The sequence below is a fragment of the Algoriphagus sp. AK58 genome (assembly GCF_014324365.1).
Taxonomy (GTDB): domain Bacteria; phylum Bacteroidota; class Bacteroidia; order Cytophagales; family Cyclobacteriaceae; genus Algoriphagus.
The window spans coordinates 36,151-57,550 of the sequence record NZ_QEIG01000008.1; the positions used below are offsets into that span (position 1 = coordinate 36,151).

The following is a 21,400-nucleotide window of genomic DNA, read 5'->3' on the forward strand; positions in this document are numbered from 1 at the left end:
AACTAGGATGTCGCTTTTCTCTGACGCTTGAGCTGTTGATTCAATACCTTAAGTGGGATTTTGTATCCTAAATCAATCATGAATCCATTGATATTACCAAAGCTTTCCACAGATACTTGGGTACCTTCGATGAGGTAACTCCCATTGATTTTTACAAAATCGGGTGATGCAAAATTCCTCGAAAGCTTAACAGTTAGGAAACTGGAGTTAAAAACAGACATTTCAGCGAAAATGCCGGCATTGAACACAAAACGTCCATGATTTAACTCCCTATCAGATGCAACCACGCTTGTGTATTCGTACTTTTTCTGATCCAATTCTACAGAACCATCGCCTCGAGAAAAAAACCAATACTTACTCTGATCCCTCAAAGTAAAGTAGGCACTAAAACTGGGACCAAATCTGACAGTATTTTGGTCTTTCAAGGGAATATGATATTTGAAAGTAAGAGGAATAACAGGCATGCTGTAATGCTCCCACCTCATAATTAATGCCTCTATTCCATCAAAATCGATTTGATAATTGGCATTGTAACTGAAATTACCATATCCGGTCTCAATTGAAAAATTTTCAAAATTGTATCCAAGTACGGCTTGAAACTGTCCACTCAGGTTGCTATAGACAAAGTCATTGGAGAGAGGAGATTCTCTCCCTCTAAAACCACCATAAAGCATGGCATACAGTCCATTTTCCAGTGAAAGATCATGTTTTAGGAGCTTTGCATCATTATACAATCTTTTCGGAGCTCGACTTCCAAATGAATTTAAGTTATGGCCATTTATTCCGTAACCAAGAAACATCCCAAAGTAGGATCCTCTACTTTTTGCAGATAAAAGATGCTCCAACCGTTCATTGTACCGTACTGCGGCGTTCATTTGATCCATCAAAATAAGACCTTTTTGATACCTCAACCCGGCTAAAAAAAAGTTACCCCTCCGATTGTATTTTTTAAGTCCACCTTCTATTCTAACTCCCAAACCTAAGTCAGACTTTGAAATGACGCCGAGGGGAATATCATTCCACATCCGATTTCTACCATATCTATCCAAATCAGAAGGACTTCTCATCAGACTCACACTTGGCTGGAGGAAAATATTTCCCCAGCTTTTACGAGCTCCCAAGGCCAAAAGTGGTATCCCATGCGTCGAGTAACCTGTAATTTGGAGTGTATCCTTCGCCATTGAAAATCCATGAGTTCCTAATTCTCTCTTAAAAAACTCCAGCTGCGCGGTCAGCTGCCAATCATTTTTCATCCCCCATAGAAACGTCGTCCCGAAATGGTACCTAAGTTCATTTGAGGTAGAAACAAAGTCATTTCGAGGAACCAACTCATAAGGCAGGAAGGCTTGGGATGGTCCTCCGTAAAATTCCCAGGCAAATTTTTCTTGAGAATAGGAGGAGAAAGAAGTGCAGAAAAGGATAAGGCCAGAAAATAAAAATATTTGCTTCGGCATAAGGCTTGGTTGTAAGGTCTAATCCCTTAAACTAAACCTTTTTAAATTTATTTTACCTAGGTCAAACTATTTTTTACTCACCTCTTTCCTACTCCAAAAAGTAGCCAAAACCGACCCAGTCACATTTTGCATCGGCCCAAAAACAGCAGGGGCTAAACCCACAGTGGCGATTTTGCCAAGAATATTTGAAAGACCGGAAGCCAAACCGGCATTTTGCATCCCGACTTCGATGGCAATGGTCCGTGCATCTTGCTCTTTCATTCCTATCAATCTGGAAAAACCATACCCAACTCCATAGCCCAGCAAATTGTGCAGCAATACCAGTACAATCAAAATCGGACCTATCGCCAGCAAACTATCCCTTCCTGCAGCAGTAATTACCAAAATTATTAAAGCGATTCCCAGCATGGATACCACTGGAAGTGACTTTTCTATAAACGAGGATTTTCCTCTCAAAAGGTGATTAACCACCAAACCCGCTCCTACAGGAAGCAGGATAATCTTGAAAATATCCCACATCATTTTCAAGAGGTCAATTTCAATAAACTGACCCGCCAAGAGTTTCATCAAAATTGGCATGGTCAAAGGAGCAAGCAAGGTCGAAATCGAAGTCAACGTCACCGAAAGCGCCACATTAGCCTTCGCCAGAAAAGCCATCACATTGGAAGCAGTACCACCTGGGGCACACCCTACCAAGATAATTCCAGCTGCGACTTCCGGATCCAAACCACTGACGTTAGCCAATCCAAAACCCACCAATGGCATAATCATAAACTGAGCAAAGATTCCGATCCCCACTGATTTGGGGTTTTGGGCGACCGCCGCAAAATCTTTCCAACTTAACGTAGCGCCCATGCCAAACATGATAACCTGGATCAAGGGATTGATCAACTGAGTGAGCTTGAAGCCTTTGATTTCCTGAAAATAGGTTGGGAAAAACATGGCTAAAGCCACCACGCCTAAAATGGAAACCGGAAAGCTAAAGGCTTTAAATTCTGATTTGTAGCGAAGTCCTATCCCTAAAACCAGCCAGAAAAGAACCAAAATCCATCCAGAGGACTCCAGACCAAAAATCCCAACCACTCCCAACCAAATCAAGAAAACAAAAGGGGCAATTCGCAGGAAGTGTTTGGACATAAGAGCGGGATTGTAGCCTTGAATTAGCTGTTTTTTCTTCAGTCTATCAAGAAGAAAAATCGCTAACTCTCTACTGCTTCGCCTTTTGCAATGTCAGAAACTTCATAGGCCGATAACTTTACTCCCAAATTTTATTCCTACTTTTGCACCCTCAATAAGGCAAACCATGCAGAATATTCGGAATATCGCGATCATCGCGCACGTTGACCACGGTAAAACAACCCTCGTGGATAAAATCATCCACGCTTCAAAAATTTTCAGAGAGAACCAGCAATTTGACGACCTGATTCTTGACAACAACGACCTGGAACGTGAACGCGGAATCACCATTCTTTCCAAAAACGTATCCGTACGCTACAAAGACCACAAAATCAACATCATCGACACTCCCGGTCACGCCGACTTCGGTGGTGAAGTAGAGCGTGTATTGAAGATGGCTGATGGCGTGATTCTCTTGGTAGATGCCTTTGAGGGCCCCATGCCTCAGACTCGATTTGTATTGGGAAAAGCACTCGCATTGGGACTTACACCAATCGTAGTAGTCAACAAAGTCGATAAAGAAAACTGCCGTCCGGATGAAGTACACGAGGCGGTTTTTGAATTGATGTTCAACTTGGACGCTACCGAAGAACAGTTAGAATTCCAAACACTCTATGGTTCGGCCAAGCAAAACTGGATGGGACCGGATTGGAAAAACCCAACCGACTCTATTCTTCCGCTTTTGGATGCCATTTTGGATCACATCCCTGCTCCAAAAATCAGCGAAGGAACACTACAGATGCAGATCACTTCTTTGGACTATTCCAACTTCGTAGGCCGCATTGCGATCGGACGTGTAGCCCGTGGTACGATCTCAGAAAACCAACAAATTGCACTTTGCAAAGCGGACGGTTCTATCAAAAAAATGAGAGTAAAAGAACTTCATACGTTTGAAGGTCTTGGAAAAAATAAAGTTCAGACCGTAACTGCAGGTGATATCTGTGCCGTGACTGGGATTGAAGACTTCGAAATTGGAGATACTATTGCCGACGTAGATAATCCGGAGCCGCTTCCTCGTATTGCGATCGATGAGCCCACAATGAACATGCTCTTCACCATCAACAACTCTCCTTTCTTCGGCAAGGAAGGCAAGTTTGTGACTTCACGTCACCTAAGAGACCGATTGATGAAGGAGACTGAAAAAAACTTGGCACTTCGCGTGGAGCCAACAGATTCGGAAGACCGATTCTTGGTGTATGGCCGAGGCATTCTTCACTTGTCTGTCTTGATCGAGACCATGAGAAGAGAAGGTTACGAACTTCAGGTAGGTCAGCCACAGGTAATTTTCAAAGAAATCGACGGTGTAAAATGCGAGCCAATAGAAACTTTGGTGGTGGATGTTCCTCAGGAGACCGCCGGAAAAGTGATTGAACTGGCGACTCAGCGTAAAGGTGAGCTTTTGGTCATGGAACCCAAAGGTGATCTTCAGCACTTGGAGTTTAAGATTCCTTCCAGAGGCCTGATCGGATTGAGAAATAATGTGCTTACGGCCACTCAGGGTGAAGCGATTATGAATCACAGATTCACTGCCTATGAGCCGTTTAAAGGACCTATTCCAGGAAGAATCAACGGTTCTTTGATTTCTATGGAAGGAGGACAGTGTACAGCTTATGCCATCGACAAGCTTCAAGATCGTGGTATTTTCTTCATAGAGCCAGGTGATGATTTATATACAGGACAGGTTATCGGGGAACACAACCGAGACAATGATATCGTGGTCAACGTTCAAAAAGGGAAGAAACTGACCAACATGCGTGCTTCGGGCTCAGATGACAACGTAAGGATCGCACCTCCAAAAAGATTCTCTTTGGAAGAATCCATGGAGTACATCCAGAAAGACGAATACCTTGAAATCACTCCAAAATCCATCCGAATGAGAAAAATCTACTTGGATGAAAATGAAAGAGCCAGAATGGCTAAAAAAGAGGATTGATAACTAAAAACCCTATTCTTACAAAGCCCTTCATCACTTGGAGGGCTTTTTTCTTGTAAAAAGCCGAAAATTTCCCAACCTTATCAAGAATCCTTCGTGGGTATAATAAAAAATTATCATTATGATTAAAAAATCAATTCTTTATCTAGCCTTTTTCATCACTAGTTTTACCGTTTACTCTCAATCCAACTCTGACACGCTTTTCCTTTTGGAAGGTCAAATGGAAGTGAAAATCAAAGAAGTGGGTTTGAATAATATCAAATATACCTATCCCGATGAAGAAACAGTCTACACCATCAGTAGGTATCAGGTTTCCAAGATAGTATTTGCTTCTGGAAGGGAGGAAGTTTTCGAAAGCCCAATCAAACCTGTAAAAGGGCTGGATGATTTTGAAAAAGTATTTATCACCTACAATCCTGAAGACATATCAGGACTCCAGTCCAAAGGAGAATTATTTAGCAAAGCAACCGGTGTCACCACACTTTCCAGTATCAATCAGGTAAAAAATCGTGCTTTAGACAAACTGAAAGCAGAGGCTGCCATGACTGGAGCTAATATCGTTTTTATAGGAAATATCTATCAAAGGGGAAATCAATACGGAGGCGAAAATCAAGCTGGAAATTCCACCCAGACTACCTTCAGCGGAGTGGGCTATTCCACAAAAAAAATCAAACTAGAGACTGTAAAGTCTCAAATCGAATCAAGGACTTTTCACCACTACCAAACGCACAAACTCAATCGTAATTCTTGGTCACCGGAGCGAAGCATCACTACCCAATACGGACCAGATAGAAAGCCGATCATGTTTAAAATCAATGAAGTAGTTGAAAAAGAAGGAGAACTTTTTGTAAAAACAGATGGCCTCCCTACCAAAACCCGGGAGCTCCAAATCATTCATTGTGATGATGAGGCACTTATCTTGATGGAAAGAAATGAAAAAGTAACCATCAATTACTACTTGATAACCGATCAAAATAAGTACTTCAAAAATTTGGCTTCTAGGGTTATCCTTTAGGCAAAAGGGCTGGAACTTGATTTCCAGCCCTAATTTTACCACTGATGATGAATTTCTTCTTTGATAAATTCTTCGTAAATCCTTTTGGCTTCCTGCATCTGATGAGGACTAAGGGGAGGCAATTGGGCCGCTCTCACATTTTTCTCCACCTGCTCTGCCGAGGATGCTCCTGGGATCACTGTACTTACCTGCTTAAACATCAAAATCCAACGAAGGGCTTGAGCACCCAAATCATGTCCGTCGGAAAAATCCTTTTTTAATTCTTCAATAGCAGGAAAAGCCAAGTCAAGCGGCACACCTGAAAAGGTTTCACCTTTATCAAAGGCTTTACCTTCTCTGTTGAAAAACCGGTGATCGTCCTTCGAAAATACGGTCTCGGAAGTAATCTTTCCTCCCAAAAGTCCGCTGGCTAATGGCACTCGGATAATCAACCCTATTTTTTTCACTTCTGCGGCACCAAACAGTTTTTCAATTGGCTTTTGGCGAAAAAGGTTGAAAATCACTTGAACAGAGGAAACAATATCATACTCGATAGCTTGAATCGCCTCGTCGACCCGCTCCACACTTACTCCCATAGCGGCAATTTTTCCCTCAGCCTTCAAATCCTCAAACAGTCTGAAAATTTCCTCTTGACCATAAACCGGAGTTGGCGGACAATGAAGTTGGATAAGGTCGATTTGCTCTAATCCAAGATTCCTGAGACTATCTTCCACATATTTTCGAAGTCTGTCCGGAGTGTATCCTTCCTTGACATGAGGCTGAATCCTCCTGCCACATTTGGTAGCGACATAAATTCGCTCACTGCGTTCTTTCACTGCCCGACCTACGGCTGCCTCACTTAAGCCACCATCGTAAACATCTGCCGTATCCACAAAATTGATTCCTTGATCAAAGGCTTTATGGAGAATTTCCTCGGCTTTTTTTGGATCAAAAGGTTTACCCCAGCCTCCGCCTACTTGCCAAGTCCCAAGTCCGATTTCGGATACATTCCAATCGGTTTTACCAAAAACTCTGTATTTCATTAAAACTTCCTTATCATTTGAAGCAATCCTGAAGGTTTTTCAAATTACCCTCCTATCGAAAAGCAATTTATATTTTTATCTTTATTGCCCTTCTAGAGACAGTCCGGATTACCCAAAAAGACTGCAATAAAAAATGAATTCACGAAGAAATTTCATCAAAACCCTCAGCGTGGCAGGTGCTGCGTCTGTTTTACCTATTAATCTTAGCTTATCAAACACCATGGCATCACAAAAGCTGATTCACCAAGTCTATTTTTGGCTTCACAAAGAATCTGATCTAAAAGAATTTATGACCGATGCAGCCCCGATGCTTGGACGCTGCAAGGATGTTGCTCAGTTTATCATGGGCACTCCTGCCCCTACAGAAAAAAGAGAGGTGGTAGACCACAGCTTCCATGTATCCTGCACCCTGTTTTTTGATTCTTTGGAAGCACAGGCAGCCTATCAGGTCGATCCACTGCATCTCGAGTTTATCAAAAAGTATTCTCACATGTGGAAAACTGTAAAAGTTTATGATATCGCAATTTGAAAAAACCAAAATGGGGTTGATTTACGTTGATTTGGAAAAATTCTAAAAATGAAAAAATTCTATTGGATTTTAGGGATCGTGTGGCTGGGATTGTGGGCTTGTGATCCAAGTGAAGACCCAACCACTCCCCGCTCTCCTGAGCAGGATGTAAAAAAAGCAATCTTAGATACCATGCGAGAATGGTATTTCTGGAATGGTAGAATACCGACTTCGGTTGATATCACGAAATTTAATTCAAATGAGGAATTGCTGGATGGGATCATTTTCAAACCTCTGGATAGGTTTTCCTATCTGACGACTCAGGAAGCTTTCAACAATTCCTTTGTCGGCAGGAATGCGGGGCATGGTTTCGGATTTGCATTTACTGCAGATGAGAGACTTTTCATTTCCTTTGTCTTTAATGAATCTCCCGCCGGAAAAGACGGGTGGAAAAGAGGTTGGGAAATCATCCAAATCAACGGCAAGCCGATAGCTGAATACAAAACATCCTCAGGAGGGTACGACTTCCAATTAGGCGGACCTGACCCTGGAATCAGCAATTCGTTTACATTCAGACTTCCTGACGGAACCACCACTACCCGGACCAATGTAAAAGCCGAGTACCAATCCAATTCGGTTTTGGATCAAAGGATTTTTGAGGTAGGAGGAAAAAAAGTGGGGTATTGGGCCTATCAAAGTTTTCGGGCTACGGCGGGTCTCAGTCCTACCCGAAGTACAGAGGTTCAAAATTCAATGGAATTCTTCCAAAGTCAGGGAGCTCAGGAATTGATCATCGACTTGAGATATAATGGCGGTGGTTCGGTAGCTGTTGCAGAGCAAATTAGCAACTACCTAATTCAAGCTTCCAATTCAGGGAGATTGATGTATACCAATAAGCTTAACGACATGAAATCGGGAAGCAATTCTTCAGTTAACTTCAGTAAAATAGGAAACCTCAATTTCAGCAGGTTAATATTTATTACTTCTAGAAGTTCTGCTTCCGCATCTGAATTGGTCATCAATAACTTGACTCCGTATATGCAAGTCGTGATTATAGGAGACAATACCTTTGGAAAACCGGTAGGTTCATTTCCGCTGTCCAGATATAGCAGAACACTTCAAACCAATAACGTAGAGCTAGTCCCTATCACCTTTGCAACAGCCAATGCCCAAGGAAAAGCAGAATATTTTGATGGATTCCCGGCTGATTTCCGTGTCGGAGACAGTCCACAGTTCCCTTGGGGAGACCCAAGAGATCTTCGGCTAGCCGCAGCCCTGCAATATATCCAAACAGGAAATGTGAGCGGTAGAATGGCAGATACCTATTACAAACCCAAATGGGAAATCATTGATGCCTTTAAAGGGCTACAACAGGAATTCCCTGCATACTAAAACCAAAAGCCCGATCGATTGACCGGGCTTTTGGTTTTTTTACTTTTTATGCCGCTCTATCAATACTTCCATCACCTCATCCAGTTCATAGCCTTTGGCTTCGAGAAGCACGAGGTAATGAAAAAGCAGATCGGCTGCCTCGCCTAAAAACAGCTCCTTGTTGTTGTCTTTGGCTTCGATCACAATTTCCACAGCTTCTTCCCCTACTTTTTGGGCTATTTTATTAATTCCTTTGGCAAAAAGAGATGCCGTGTAGGATTTGTCATAAGGGTTGTTTTTTCGATCCTTAATAATCTCCCGAAGTTGGTCAATGAAGCCTGTTTTTGATGAATTGATTTCAGCAAAACAAGTGTCTGCTCCTGTGTGGCATACGGGTCCTTTGGGATTGGCTTTCACCAAAATCGAATCTCCGTCACAATCCACTGCGATTGATACCAACTCCATAAAATTGCCTGAAGTCTCGCCTTTGGTCCAAAGACGGTCTTTGCTACGGGAGAAAAAAGTCACCATTCCCGTCTCCTGCGTTTTGGCCAATGCTTCCTCGTTCATAAAGCCCTGCATCAGGACTTTTCCAGTCACGGCATCTTGCACAATGGCAGGGATGAGGCCGTTCATTTTCGTGAAATCGATATTCATGTTTTCTATTTCTTTGAAATACAATAAGATAGCTGCGCAGATATTTTAAAAGATAAGGCTAAAGCTGAGATATGTAATTCGCTGTTTAGCAGCCATCTCGCTTTGCACATCTTAATTCATTATCTCGCAAAGCATATCTTCATTTTTATCTCGCAGGGCATTTCTATAATTCATTCTCAATTATTTCCTAATACTAATCCCCTCTCCAATCAAATATTCCTTCAACTCCGGAATTCCGATTTCCTTGAAGTGGAAAATACTCGCCGCCAAGGCTGCATCCGCTTTTCCAAAGGTAAACACATCCTTGAAATGCGGCATATTTCCTGCTCCTCCCGAAGCAATCACGGGAATGGACAAAGCTGATGAAATCTCCGCTGTGAGTTCATTGGCAAAACCCGCCTTGGTCCCATCATGATTCATAGATGTAAGCAAAATCTCTCCCGCACCCCGATCGGCAACTTCCTGGGCCCAAGCTTGGGTTCTGAGCAAAGTGGCTTTTCTTCCCCCATGCGTATGGACAAAATCAATCCCGTCTACATTCCGGGTATCGATAGCCACCACAACACACTGCGAACCAAATTCTCTGGCCATTTCGTCAATCACTCCTGGATTTTTGACTGCTGCGGAATTGATGGAAATCTTATCCGCCCCTGCTGCCAAAAGTACCTTCACGTCCTCCACGGTGGAAATCCCTCCTCCTACGGTAAATGGAATATTGATCGCCTTGGCCACTTTGGTTACCAATTCGGCGAGGGTTTTTCGCTTATCTACCGTCGCGGTGATGTCCAAAAATACGAGTTCGTCCGCCCCTTCGTCCGAGTAGATTTTGGCCAACTCGACAGGGTCTCCGGCATCCCGAAGCTGGACAAAATTGACCCCTTTGACCGTGCGGCCGTCTTTGATATCTAGGCAAGGGATGATTCTCTTTGTTAGCATAAAATGGAAATACTGTTGAAATAAATCCCGATAAATCGGGAAGAAATAAATAGAAATAGTTTAGTCATAATGTTGGAGTAAATATTTCGCGAAGCGTATTTCAACGTATCTCGCGCAGCATATTTCAATCATCCAAAACTTGCTAACTCCTCTAACGTCACTCTTCCCTCGTAATAGGCTTTGCCTACAATCGCTCCGTAGACCCCAACTTTCTCGAGTTCTTCGAGGTCTTTGACGGAAGACACTCCTCCACTGGCGATGAGCTTCAACTCGGGAATTTCCTGCAAAATCTCCCGATACAAGTCCACAGAAGGTCCTTGCAGCAAACCGTCTTTGGCCACGTCCGTGCAGATCACATAGCGGATTCCTTTGTCGAAATAGCTTTGGATAAAAGGAATCAATTCCACGGATGTGGTCTCTTCCCAACCACCCACGGCGATTTTCTTGTTTTTGGCATCAGCACCGAGGATAATTTTCTCCGAACCATACTTCGTAATCCACTCATCGAATAGAGTTGGATTTTTCACCGCGATGCTTCCTCCGGTCACTTGCTTGGCTCCTAGTGAAAAGGCTTTTTCAATCTCCTCATCGGCCTGAATTCCTCCACCAAAATCCACCTTTAGACTTGTTCCGGAACAGATGCGCTCCAAAACATCTCCATTCACGATTTTTTTGGCTTTGGCCCCATCGAGATCTACTAGATGTAAACGGGTGATTCCAGCACCTTCGAAACGCTTAGCCATTTCGAGTGGGTCGTCGTGGTATTCTTTTTTGCTGCTGTAGTCACCTTGACTGAGGCGAACGCACTTTCCTCCGATGAGGTCAATTGCTGGTATTATATACATGATAAGACTTTAGATGCAAGACCTAAGACACAAGACTTGCGGGATTTAAGGTTTGAGATTCTATTAGGCCAATTCCGCGTTCGAAAGGGGCTGGGGGGGATTAATTTACGATTTACGAATGACGATTTACGACCTCCTCCTGAACTTCAATCATTTCATTGAAGCCTTAACCTTTGGAATTTAGGTTTGATGTTCCTCAAAATGTCGTAAATCAAAAATCGTACATCGTAAATTCGTTAGATGCTTAAGAAATTAGATAACAGCTTCTCCCCGACCGTACTACTTTTCTCCGGGTGGGCCTGGATCGCCCAGTAATTATCCCGATGGAGAATAGCGGTAAAGTCATGGATATAATGAGTAGTAGCAATCGTAGCCTCGCTCAATTCTGCATAGTAGCTATGGACGTAGTACAGAAACTTCGGATCGGGTAAGTCTTTCAGCAGGACGTTGTCTGCCAAGTTTTCGAGTTCGTTCCAACCGATGTGAGGCACTTTGAATTCCTGAGAATTCTCTGGAATAAAGCGTTTCACTTTCACCGGAAAGATCCCCAAGCACTCGGTGTCATTTTCCTCGGAGTGCTCGCAAAGCAACTGCAATCCCAAGCAAACCCCCAAAAAGGGCTGTCTAATGTCCTTTATTACTTGGTCAAGTTGGCGGGCCTTGAGATAGGTCATTGCCGAGCTCGCCTCACCCTGACCGGGAAAGATGACCTTGTCGGCGGCATGAATTTCCTCCGGATCGTCCGTCAATACCGCATCTACCCCCAATCGCTCCAAAGCGTAAAGGACCGATTGAACATTGCCGGCGTTGTATTTGATTACTGCTATTTTCATTTATTGAAGTCCGGTGTCCGATGTCCGGTGTCCGATGAATTACATCCGACATCGGTCATCCGACATCCAACCGTTTTCTTGTGTCTTGTATCTAGCTTCTTGCTTCTTTCTCAGCCAGCATCTCCTCCAACACTTCCTCAATCTCAGGAAGGGAATTGAAAAGCTGTTCGTAGCTGTCGATCACCCAGTATTTATCCTGGAAGCGATCTTTCCAGTACTCGGTACTCATGATGTGGCGCACATCGTAGGGGAAATGCTTGGGTTCGTCAGAAAGTGAAAACTTCGTTTCTCCTGCCGAACTCAAAATCCCCGCGCCATACACTCTCAGTTCTCCATCCTCTCGAATCAATCCAAACTCAATCGTAAACCAATAAATCCGGCTCAGCAACTGAATCGCCCAAGGGTCCTGAATGTGCTTCAAGGCAATTCCGCTGAGCTTTTCCAGAAAATCCACATAATGCTGATTGGTCAGCAGCGGCATGTGGGCAAAGGCATCGTGAAACATATCCGGCTCCTCCAGGTAATCCAGCTGTTCCATTTTGCGGAGCCAGGTAGATGAAGGAAAACGCTTGTTGTTCAGCAAGCCAAAAAACAAATCGTCATCGATCAATCCGGGAACTACCTGAACAGCCCATCCGGTGTTTTTCAAAAGGATCTCGTTTAGTTCCTCAAAATTTGCAATGCGATCCGCAGTAAAGTTTACTGTCTTCACCCCTTTCAAATAGGCCTTAGAGGCAGCTTTGGGAAGGTTAGGCATTTGCCTTTCGAAGAGAATCTTCCATACTTTAAAATCCTCCTCGGTGTATGCAGCGTAATCCTGCCTCATTTCTTTCAGTCTCGGGTCGGAAAAGACCCAGTCTTTGGCTTGGTTACTCATTTTCTATTTGGGTTTATAACTGTTCTTTTTTACTTCTAAAACTGCAAAAGGCCTAAACCGGTTACGGAATAGGCCTTTTTATATCTTCAGCAAAAACCAAAGTCATCCCTATCCCTCATTGGAGGAAGTGATAAGAATGATGCACGTAGGTTCTCGGTGTCGGATTCATGCTTCGAATTTAAGCAGGGTTTTGACTAGGTACAAAGGTTTTTTACAGAAGGTCGAAAGTTTTCCTCTTTGCGAAAATCTCTCTGATCCAAGTGGCTAGTCTTGCACTTTGAGCAAAGTCCAAGGTTTTGAATTGGTTATTAATAATGGTATCGACAGGCAATGATCAACAAATCGGAATTTTGAAAGGAATAAACCAGTCGGTGTTCTCCATCAATCCTTCTTGACCAAAAGCCTTGTAGGTCATGCTTTAACGGCTCTGGATTGCCGATTCCTTTAAATGGATCACGAATGATCGCCTTGACCAGTTCGTTGATGCGCTTGAGTTTCTGCTTGTCGATCGTCTGCCAGTACAGGTAATCCTCCCAAGCTGTGAGGGTCCAGGCGATCCTCATTCCTCAATCAAAGGCTTTTCAACCACTTTCCCAGCTTTCGCTTCCTCCAGTGATTTCATCAAAACCTCACGGTTTTTTCCGGAGAGCAAATAGCTGGTTTCCTTGAGCGCATTGTACTCCTCTAACGAAATCAAGACCAAATCCCTGTTGTCCTTTCGCTTGATAATGACCTCTTCCATATCATCCACTACCAAATCAAACCATTTCTTCAAATTGACTCTCAGGTCCGTGTAATTCACCACTTTCATCGCTGCAGAATTTTATCAAATGTACCTTTTTCTGTACGTAATCAAAAACTCTTTGGTTTGAATAGCCTTTCAAACAAGATTTGATTAAAGCAACTCAAACGTTTTCCTTTTCGCGAAAATCTCCCGGATCCAAGTGGCTAGTCTCGCACTTTGGGCAAAATCCAAGGTTTGCTGACCGTCGGAATAGGCTTTCTCAGGAACTTCATGAGATTCGTAGATGATGCCATCTGCACCGGCCATGACTCCTGCCAATGCCATCTGCGGCACATAGGCTCGAATCCCAATCCCGTGTGAAGGATCAACGATTACCGGCAAGTGAGATTTGGCTTTTAAGATCGGAATGGCGTTGAGGTCAAGCGTATTTCTGGAGGCGCGCTCGTAAGTTCGGATGCCTCGCTCGCAAAGGATCAGCTTCTCATTTCCTCCGGAAAAGACATATTCCGCAGACTGAAGGAGTTCTTCGATGGTTCCAGAGATTCCCCTTTTGATCATCACCGCTTTGTCCACCTTGCCGAGTTCGTCCAGCAAATTGAAGTTTTGAGAGTTTCTCGCTCCAACTTGGTAAATGTCCACATAAGGGTACATTTCCTCGATTTGGGAAGTTTGCATCACTTCGGTGACGATCTTCACACCGGCTTCGGAAGCGATCGAATGCCACAATTTCAGTCCGTCGATGCCCATCCCTCGGAAAGCGTAAGGGGAAGTTCGCGGCTTAAATACACCTCCACGCATCATGGTGATGCCATTTTCCACGCAGTGGTTGACCACTTTTCGGATTTGCTCTTCGGATTCGATTGAGCAAGGGCCGGTGATGATGGCCATTTCTCCGTCCTTGATAAACACACCATCACCAAGATCGACGGAGGTAGGCTTGGCTTTCCACTTTTTGGACACGAGCTTGTATTCGTCAGAGACGATGTGAATGTCCTGAATGCCGTCCATCTGACCGATGCCGCGGATGTCAAATTCATTTTTGCCGATACCGATGATGTAGTCGCCAAGTTGGGTTTTGACCTCGGTGGTTTTGTAGCCGCTCTCATTGACTTTGGAGATCAGTTTTTCTTTTTGGGAATCGGTGATATCGGGTTGAAGTTGGATAATCATGGGGAAGTACGAATTACGATTTTTGATTTACGCCATTGTGAGTAGTGTTGAAACTTTTCCAAAGTTTGAAACTTTGGAAAAGTTCCTATCGAATAACTGACTGAATGTAGTCTTGGATATCCTGATTGAGGTTTTGAGCATCTTTGATCTTTTTGATAAAGGCGGAACCGATAATCGCTCCATTACTGTATTTAGAGGCGGTTGTGAAGGTCTGTGCATCGGAAATACCGAAACCGATCAGTCGGGGATTTTTGAGGTTCATGGCTTTCACCCGCTCGAAATAGGCAATCTGCTCTTCTGAAATATCCGCCTTGGCTCCCGTAATCGAATGGGAAGACACCATGTAGATAAACCCGTCGGTATTTTCATCGATTTCCCGAATACGCTTTTCGGAAGTCTGAGGAGAGATTAAAAAAGTATTGACCAAACCGTAGGAGTCAAACAGGCTTTTGTATTCATCCAAATACTGCTGCATGGGTAAGTCAGGTACGATGAGTCCATCCACGCCCACTTCCTTGCACTTCTTGCAAAACTCCTCCATCCCAAACTGCATGATCGGATTCAGATATCCCATCAAAACTACCGGAAGGTGTACTTTGGCACGGAAACCCTTTAACTGTTCAAAGAGCTTTTTCATGCTCATTCCATTTTCTAAAGCGATCATATTGCTGTCTTGGATCGTGGGACCATCGGCAATCGGATCGGAATACGGAATCCCGATTTCGATGATGTCTGCTCCTCCCGCTTCGATGGCTTCCATGACTGGAATGGTGTCTTCCAGCTTGGGAAAACCTGCCGTAAAGTAGATCGAGAGCACCCGATCCTGTTTGGTATTGAATAAGTAGTGAATTCTATTCATCAGTGTAATGGCTATTTTTTGCGTAGGTATTGAAAAGTACGATTTACGAATTACGATTTATGAGATGGTGAGTGGAGTTGAGCAATTAACCAAATTCAACCCTCTATTGGATTTAAGGATTGAGGTCCATATCCATGTCGTAAATCTGAAATCCGAAATCTCAAATCCGAAATCAATATCCTCCCCACTTGATATACGTTTCCAAATCCTTATCACCTCTGCCGGAAAGGTTGATCACGATTACATCGTCTTTTCGGTACTCGATCATGTTGAGGGCATGGATGGCGTGGGCAGTTTCGATCGCGGGGATGATTCCTTCTGTACGGCTAAGTAAAATTCCGGCTTTCATCGCGTCTTCATCCTCCACTGCTACAAACTCTGCCCTTCCGATGTCAAACAAATGGGCATGAACCGGTCCGATCCCTGGATAGTCCAAACCAGCAGAAATGGAATGAGGCTCCACCACTTGTCCGTCTTCGGTCTGCATCAAGATAGTCTTCGAACCATGCAAAATCCCGGGAGTACCGAGCGCGGTTGTTGCCGCTGACTTCCCGGAATACACACCCAGTCCAGCAGCTTCTGCTGCGATCAGGCGAACTTCAGGGGTATTGTAGTAATGGTAAAAAGCTCCTGCAGCATTCGATCCACCACCGACACAGGCGATGACCGCATCGGGATTTTCACGTCCTTCTTTTTGCTTCAGCTGCCACTTCATTTCTTCTGAAATCACAGATTGGAATCGGGCCACCATCTCCGGATAAGGATGTGGACCGACGACCGAACCGATGATGTAGTGCGTACCGACAGGATCATTGATCCAGGCACGCATGGCTTCGTTGGTGGCGTCTTTTAGGGTTTTGGAGCCGGAGGTAGCGGGGACGACTTTGGCGCCGAGGATTCGCATCCGCTCTACATTGGGACGCTGACGCTGAATGTCCAACTCGCCCATGTACACCGTGCAATCCATCCCCATCAAGGCGCAGACGGTAGCAGTCGCCACTCCGTGCTGACCGGCACCGGTTTCGGCGATGATTCGCTTTTTGCCCAGTCTTTTGGCCAAAAGGATTTGCCCTACTGTATTATTGACTTTATGCGCGCCGGTGTGGCAGAGGTCTTCCCGCTTGAGGTAGATTTTAGCGCCGTATTTTTCCGAAAGACGATTGGCGAAATAGAGCGGTGTCGGACGACCCACAAAGTCCCTCAACAAGGTCTGAAACTCCTGCTGGAACTCCGGACTTGCCACAATCGCCTCGTAGTTATCCCTCAGCTCCTCAATATTCGGATGGAGCATTTCGGGGATATACGCCCCGCCAAACTTTCCGTAAAATCCCTTTTCATCTACACGTATCATCGGTTACTAGTTATAAGGTGGTTAGTTATTCGTGCCTGATTGAATCAAGCGACTTTTGAAATTCTTCAATTTTTCAATGTTTTTCACTCCGGGAGCATCTTCAAATTTGGAATTGAGATCCACGCCTTTGAGTTGGGGGATTTGCTGTCGCAAAGCCAAGACTTCCTCAGCACTTTCTCCATCCAATCCTCCACTCAGCAGAAAGCCTTTGTCAAAGGGATAAGTTTCCAAAACTTTCCAGTCAAAGCGCTTTCCCGAACCTCCATGGGCCGCTGTAGCGGTATCGAAAAGAAACTTGCTCACAAATGGCAGGTAGCCTTCCAGACTTTTCCAATCGATCTCGGTTCCTACTGAAACTACTTTCCAGAGTTCGGCCTCGGTTTTTTCAGCAAGACTTTTCACAAAATCAGGCGACTCGCTTCCATGTAGCTGAATGGCAGAAAGCCCAAATTGATCTACTTTTCTCAGGATTTCCGCTTCACTTGCATTGACAAAAACCCCAACTTTTTTCACTGGCTGTCCCTTCAATTCAGCAGCTTGTTCATCTGGGACATAGCGAGGCGACTTGGGATAAAAGATCAATCCCATCCAATCCGGATTCACTTCCGAAATCAAACTTCGGATATTCTCCGGTTCCCGCATGCCACAGACTTTGAGTTCCATCAGGCTTTGGTGAATTCGGTTTCTAGCAGCATTCGAAATTCCTTAATGAAATTGTAAGCAGCCTGCTCCGGACGGCTGGATTTCATGAAGTTTTCCCCGATCAAGAATCCGTCAAAACCCGCTTTTTTCAACTGAATCAAGGTAGCTGGATCAGAAATCCCGCTTTCGGAAACCTTCATAAAATTGGACGGAATCCGATCAACCAAGGCAAGAGAAGTATCAATGGACACCTCAAAGGTCTTCAGATTCCGATTGTTCACCCCAACCAGATCCAGACCATCACAAAGGCTACGGTCCAGCTCCTCGCCATCATGCACTTCCATCAGTACCTCAAGTCCAAGACTCTTGGCGAAATAGGCCAAAGACTTGAGTTTTTCCGGTTCCAAAGCTGCTGCAATCAGCAAAATGCAATCCGCCCCGATGGATTTGGCTTCTAAGATTTGGTATTCATCCACGACGAAATCCTTTCGGAGAATGGGGCAGAAATTGAATTTTCGGGCAATTTTGAGATCCTCATTGGTGCCGCCGAAGTATTCCTTGTCGGTCAATATCGACAAAGCAGAAGCGCCAGCCTGCATATAGCCGATACTCACCTGCTCCACAGAGGCGGAGGCATTGATCCAGCCTTTGGAAGGAGACTTTCGCTTAAATTCTGCAATGATTCCTGACTTGTCAGGATGCGTCACGTACTTTTTCATGGACACGGTAGGACCTGAGAAAAAAGTACTTTTCTCCAGCAACTTGACAGGAACCAAGCTTTTTTTCTCCTCGACTTCCTTGTATTTGTCCGCGATGATTTTCTCTAAAATATTCATAATCAATAATTAGGCTAATGAAATGGTAGTTTGGGGATTGACGAGGCCATTGAAAACCTTGAGGGCTTTGCCACTCAGTAAAACCTCCTCGGCTTCGAGGACGGCATCTGAGAAAGTCAATCCCTCACGGGCTGTAACCAAAGCCGCTGCTGCATTGGCAATGACCACTTCGTTTTGGGCTTTTTCGCCTTTTCCGCGAAGGATATTTTCGAAGATCTTAGCCGATTCTTCCACGGTATCTCCACCTTTGATGCTTTCTGCTGTGAGTTTGGAAAGGCCGATATTTTCTGGATTGTAAAGCTTTTCTCCCGAGTTGGAAATCATTTTAAAAGGACCCGTAAGCGAAATCTCATCGTATCCATCCAAGGCATGCAGAATGGAGAATTTCCCTTCGGTCTCCTGATACAAATAGCCATACAAACGCGCCAGTTCAAGACTGAAAACCCCAACCAATTGTTTTTTGGGAAAGCTTGGGTTTACCATCGGGCCAAGCATATTGAAGAAGGTTTTCACCCCAAGCTCTTTTCGGATTGGAGCCACATTTTTCATTGCAGGGTGAAAAAGAGGGGCATGCAAAAAGCAAAGTCCGACTTCATCCAGAGAGCGTCTGATTTCTCCGATGTCGTTAGTAAACTGGTAGCCAAAATACTGAAGCAAATTGGACGAACCGCAGATGGAAGATACTCCTGTATTGCCATGTTTGGCAACATTTTGACCTGCCCCTGCTACGATAAAGGAAGAAAGTGTAGAAATATTAAACGTATCCTTGCCATCACCGCCTGTACCACAAAGGTCCATAGCATCGTATTCGTCGATTTCCACGGGAATACATAACTCAAGCATGGCCTCACGGAAACCCCGCAATTCCTCCACCGTGATACTTCGCATCAAGTAAACCGTCATGAATGCGGCTATTTGGCTCGTATTGTATCCTCCTGTTGCAATATTTTTGAGCACTTCGCGAGCCTGATCTTGCGATAGGGTCTGATGTGCGATCAATTGGTTTAAAATCTCTTTCATGTTAAGGCTAGTGGTGGGGTGAACTTCAAATTTAAGATTCTAACCAGTTTTGCATGATTTTGACTCCATTTTCGGTCAAAATACTTTCGGGGTGAAATTGAACTCCACGAACATCGAACTGCTTGTGGCGCACCGCCATAATCTGTCGATCGGGCGTCCTTCCAATGACTTCCAAGTCTGGAGAAAGCGTTGATTCATCGATCACCCAAGAGTGGTAACGACCGATTTTGAAGGTTTTCGGAATGTCTTTGAATAACAAATCATCCTGCACCGTTACCTCGGAGGCTACTCCGTGAAGCACCTCAGACAGATTGATGAGGCTTCCGCCAAATGCTTCCCCAATCGCCTGATGTCCCAGGCATACCCCAAAAATCGACTTGGTGGCCGCATATTTCTTCAATAACTCCGGCATAATGCCAGCTTCGGAAGGAACACCCGGTCCGGGAGAAAGGAGAATCTTATCGTAGTTGGCGACTTCTTCCAAGCTGATTTTATCATTTCGGAAGACATCCATCTGCGCTCCATAGCCCAGTTGCCGGACGATATAGACCAAGTTGTAGGTGAAGGAGTCGTAATTATCTAATACCAATATTCGCATGGTTCAATAGGTTTAAATTTGTTCAGCAGCCCGTAAAGCCACTCTCAGCGCCTCCAGCTTATTCGCCACTTCCTGCAACTCTGAGGGAATCGAGCTTTTCGCTACCACTCCTGCTCCAGCTTGGAATCTCAGGTGATTATTTTCGGAGACAAAAGAGCGGATCAAGATGGCGTGATTAAAATCTCCATTGAACCCCAAGTAGCCGATCGCTCCGCCGTAGAATTGGCGGCTGACATTTTCGAGTTCGTCGATCAGTTCCATCGCCCGGTATTTCGGAGCTCCGGAAAGCGTACCCGCCGGAAAAGTATCCGCAACCAACTGAAGGGGATTAGCCCCTTGCGCCAGCTGACCGGTAACTTTGGAAACCAAGTGAATCACATGGGAGTAATATTGAATTTCTTTGAAAACGTCTACCTCAACCAAATCAGAAGATCGGGAAAGGTCATTTCTGGCCAAATCCACCAGCATCACATGCTCAGAATTTTCCTTGGGATCGTCAAAGAGCTTCTTAGCCAATTCGGCATCCTCGATGTCATTGCCTGTTCTCCGGAACGTACCCGCAATCGGAAAAATGGTCGCTTTACGGTTTTTGACCACAATCTGTGCCTCGGGCGAACTACCAAAGACTTTGAAAGAACCATAGTCGAAATAGAACAGATAGGGTGAAGGATTAACTGAACGGAGTGCACGATAGACGTTGAATTCATCGCCTTTAAACTCGGTGGAAAAGCGTCTCGAAAGCACAATCTGAAATACATCTCCTCGGAAGCAATGCTCGCGGCCTTGGTTGAGAATCTTCAAAAACTCCTCATCGGTGTAATTGGAAACTTCCTCGCCCACGGTTTTGAAGGAATAAGCCGGGATGTTCTTATTGTTAAGAAGCGTTTCGATCTCAGCAATGTATTCGGCATTGTTTGCTCCTGCCACTCGGTGTTCAAAGAGGTGCAATTCGTTTTTGTAATGATCCACTACGATGATGTTTTGATACATCGCATAGTGCATCATAGGGATCTCATTGGGCGAAGTTTTGCTCAGTTTGATATCCTCAAACCAGCCCACCGTATCGTACTGAATGTATCCAAAAAGCCCGTTGGTACTGAACTTAAACTTGTCCGGAGTCGGATCAAATTTATTCCCAAAAGCCCGCAGACAGTCCATCAGACGCTTTTGTGCGGTGACTTCGTAGACTAGTTCTTTCCCATCGGGAAGCTTCTCGGTGACCTGCCCGGCATTGAAGTCAAAAGTCGCCAAAGGATTGAAACAGATGTAGGAATAGCTGTTTTCCTGTCCGTGATAGTCTGAAGACTCGAGCAAAATCGGATTGGCAAATCGGTCCCGGATCTGCAGGTAAATGCTCACCGGCGTGATGGTATCTGCCAGTCGCTTGCGGTAGGTAGTGAGAATCGGATACTTGACGTGGTTCATCAGGGATTATTTTTTGGCATAAAAAAAGGCTTACCGGGAAATCCAGTAAGCCTTCTGTGATATGTGCTGCGCAAAATTTAGGCAACGGCTTTCTGAGCTTTCCCTTGGAAAGTTGAAGAATGCCACC

General features: G+C 44.6%; 22 protein-coding genes. 4 read left to right on the forward strand and 18 right to left on the reverse strand.

Annotated features, from left to right (window positions below; all coding sequences use genetic code 11):
• Positions 1-2 precede the first annotated feature (2 nt).
• Both DDT91_RS07035 and DDT91_RS07040 read right to left on the reverse strand, forming a co-directional pair.
• Positions 3-1,454, reverse strand: a complete 1,452-nt coding sequence (locus DDT91_RS07035; protein ID WP_187175443.1) for a hypothetical protein — start codon at positions 1,452-1,454, stop codon at positions 3-5.
• 66 nt (positions 1,455-1,520) lie between these two features.
• Entirely contained in the window at positions 1,521-2,591 is a 1,071-nt protein-coding gene (locus tag DDT91_RS07040) for a bile acid:sodium symporter family protein (protein ID WP_187175444.1), read from the reverse strand.
• A 166-nt stretch (positions 2,592-2,757) separates the two neighbouring features.
• Here DDT91_RS07040 and typA point away from each other — a divergent pair, with 166 nt between their 5' ends.
• Complete coding sequence (gene typA, locus DDT91_RS07045) at positions 2,758-4,563, forward strand: translational GTPase TypA (RefSeq protein WP_187175445.1); 1,806 nt, start codon at positions 2,758-2,760, stop codon at positions 4,561-4,563.
• Between the two features lie 121 nt (positions 4,564-4,684).
• Positions 4,685-5,578, forward strand: coding sequence for a hypothetical protein (locus DDT91_RS07050; protein WP_187175446.1), 894 nt, complete (start codon positions 4,685-4,687; stop codon positions 5,576-5,578).
• A 35-nt stretch (positions 5,579-5,613) separates the two neighbouring features.
• Here the strand turns inward: DDT91_RS07050 and DDT91_RS07055 are convergent, their stop codons facing one another.
• Positions 5,614-6,600 carry an aldo/keto reductase gene (locus DDT91_RS07055; protein ID WP_187175447.1) on the reverse strand — a complete coding sequence of 329 codons (987 nt, stop codon included), beginning with the start codon at positions 6,598-6,600 and terminating at the stop codon, positions 5,614-5,616.
• Positions 6,601-6,733: 133 nt separating this feature from the next.
• Between DDT91_RS07055 and DDT91_RS07060 the strand changes: the two genes are divergently transcribed.
• Positions 6,734-7,129, forward strand: a complete 396-nt coding sequence (locus tag DDT91_RS07060) for a Dabb family protein (protein ID WP_187175448.1) — start codon at positions 6,734-6,736, stop codon at positions 7,127-7,129.
• Between the two features lie 48 nt (positions 7,130-7,177).
• Positions 7,178-8,500, forward strand: coding sequence for a S41 family peptidase (locus tag DDT91_RS07065; RefSeq protein WP_187175449.1), 1,323 nt, complete (start codon positions 7,178-7,180; stop codon positions 8,498-8,500).
• Positions 8,501-8,539: 39 nt separating this feature from the next.
• On the opposite strand, the gene hisIE is transcribed toward DDT91_RS07065, so the two are convergent.
• The 15 genes from hisIE to DDT91_RS07140 all read right to left on the reverse strand — a co-directional run bounded on the left by hisIE (position 8,540) and on the right by DDT91_RS07140 (position 21,273).
• Positions 8,540-9,145, reverse strand: a complete 606-nt coding sequence (gene hisIE, locus DDT91_RS07070) for a bifunctional phosphoribosyl-AMP cyclohydrolase/phosphoribosyl-ATP diphosphatase HisIE (protein ID WP_187176121.1) — start codon at positions 9,143-9,145, stop codon at positions 8,540-8,542.
• Between the two features lie 171 nt (positions 9,146-9,316).
• On the reverse strand, positions 9,317-10,072 hold the full coding sequence (hisF, locus tag DDT91_RS07075; RefSeq protein WP_187175450.1) for an imidazole glycerol phosphate synthase subunit HisF: 756 nt from the start codon (positions 10,070-10,072) through the stop codon (positions 9,317-9,319).
• A 128-nt stretch (positions 10,073-10,200) separates the two neighbouring features.
• Positions 10,201-10,917, reverse strand: a complete 717-nt coding sequence (gene hisA / locus DDT91_RS07080) for a 1-(5-phosphoribosyl)-5-[(5-phosphoribosylamino)methylideneamino]imidazole-4-carboxamide isomerase (RefSeq protein ID WP_187175451.1) — start codon at positions 10,915-10,917, stop codon at positions 10,201-10,203.
• 236 nt (positions 10,918-11,153) lie between these two features.
• Positions 11,154-11,750, reverse strand: coding sequence for an imidazole glycerol phosphate synthase subunit HisH (gene hisH / locus DDT91_RS07085; protein WP_187175452.1), 597 nt, complete (start codon positions 11,748-11,750; stop codon positions 11,154-11,156).
• Between the two features lie 91 nt (positions 11,751-11,841).
• Positions 11,842-12,627, reverse strand: a complete 786-nt coding sequence (locus tag DDT91_RS07090; protein ID WP_187175453.1) for a phenylalanine 4-monooxygenase — start codon at positions 12,625-12,627, stop codon at positions 11,842-11,844.
• 308 nt (positions 12,628-12,935) lie between these two features.
• Positions 12,936-13,190: a Txe/YoeB family addiction module toxin gene (locus DDT91_RS07095; protein ID WP_187175454.1), complete on the reverse strand. Its 255-nt coding sequence runs from the start codon at positions 13,188-13,190 to the stop codon at positions 12,936-12,938.
• Positions 13,187-13,438 carry a type II toxin-antitoxin system Phd/YefM family antitoxin gene (locus DDT91_RS07100; RefSeq protein ID WP_111391976.1) on the reverse strand — a complete coding sequence of 84 codons (252 nt, stop codon included), beginning with the start codon at positions 13,436-13,438 and terminating at the stop codon, positions 13,187-13,189. Before DDT91_RS07100 ends, DDT91_RS07095 begins: the two co-directional genes overlap by 4 nt.
• A gap of 84 nt (positions 13,439-13,522) precedes the next feature.
• Entirely contained in the window at positions 13,523-14,542 is a 1,020-nt protein-coding gene (gene aroF / locus DDT91_RS07105; RefSeq protein ID WP_187175455.1) for a 3-deoxy-7-phosphoheptulonate synthase, read from the reverse strand.
• Positions 14,543-14,627: 85 nt separating this feature from the next.
• The gene (trpA, locus tag DDT91_RS07110; protein ID WP_187175456.1) at positions 14,628-15,401 is read right to left on the reverse strand and encodes a tryptophan synthase subunit alpha; all 774 of its coding nucleotides are present in this window, start codon (positions 15,399-15,401) and stop codon (positions 14,628-14,630) included.
• 172 nt (positions 15,402-15,573) lie between these two features.
• Positions 15,574-16,752 carry a tryptophan synthase subunit beta gene (gene trpB, locus DDT91_RS07115; RefSeq protein WP_187175457.1) on the reverse strand — a complete coding sequence of 393 codons (1,179 nt, stop codon included), beginning with the start codon at positions 16,750-16,752 and terminating at the stop codon, positions 15,574-15,576.
• Between the two features lie 21 nt (positions 16,753-16,773).
• Complete coding sequence (locus DDT91_RS07120; protein ID WP_111391970.1) at positions 16,774-17,415, reverse strand: phosphoribosylanthranilate isomerase; 642 nt, start codon at positions 17,413-17,415, stop codon at positions 16,774-16,776.
• Complete coding sequence (trpC, locus tag DDT91_RS07125) at positions 17,415-18,230, reverse strand: indole-3-glycerol phosphate synthase TrpC (RefSeq protein ID WP_187175458.1); 816 nt, start codon at positions 18,228-18,230, stop codon at positions 17,415-17,417. Before trpC ends, DDT91_RS07120 begins: the two co-directional genes overlap by 1 nt.
• A gap of 9 nt (positions 18,231-18,239) precedes the next feature.
• Complete coding sequence (trpD, locus tag DDT91_RS07130; protein ID WP_187175459.1) at positions 18,240-19,250, reverse strand: anthranilate phosphoribosyltransferase; 1,011 nt, start codon at positions 19,248-19,250, stop codon at positions 18,240-18,242.
• 31 nt (positions 19,251-19,281) lie between these two features.
• Positions 19,282-19,848 carry an aminodeoxychorismate/anthranilate synthase component II gene (locus DDT91_RS07135; RefSeq protein ID WP_187175460.1) on the reverse strand — a complete coding sequence of 189 codons (567 nt, stop codon included), beginning with the start codon at positions 19,846-19,848 and terminating at the stop codon, positions 19,282-19,284.
• 12 nt (positions 19,849-19,860) lie between these two features.
• Entirely contained in the window at positions 19,861-21,273 is a 1,413-nt protein-coding gene (locus DDT91_RS07140) for an anthranilate synthase component I family protein (protein ID WP_111391966.1), read from the reverse strand.
• Positions 21,274-21,400 lie beyond the last annotated feature (127 nt).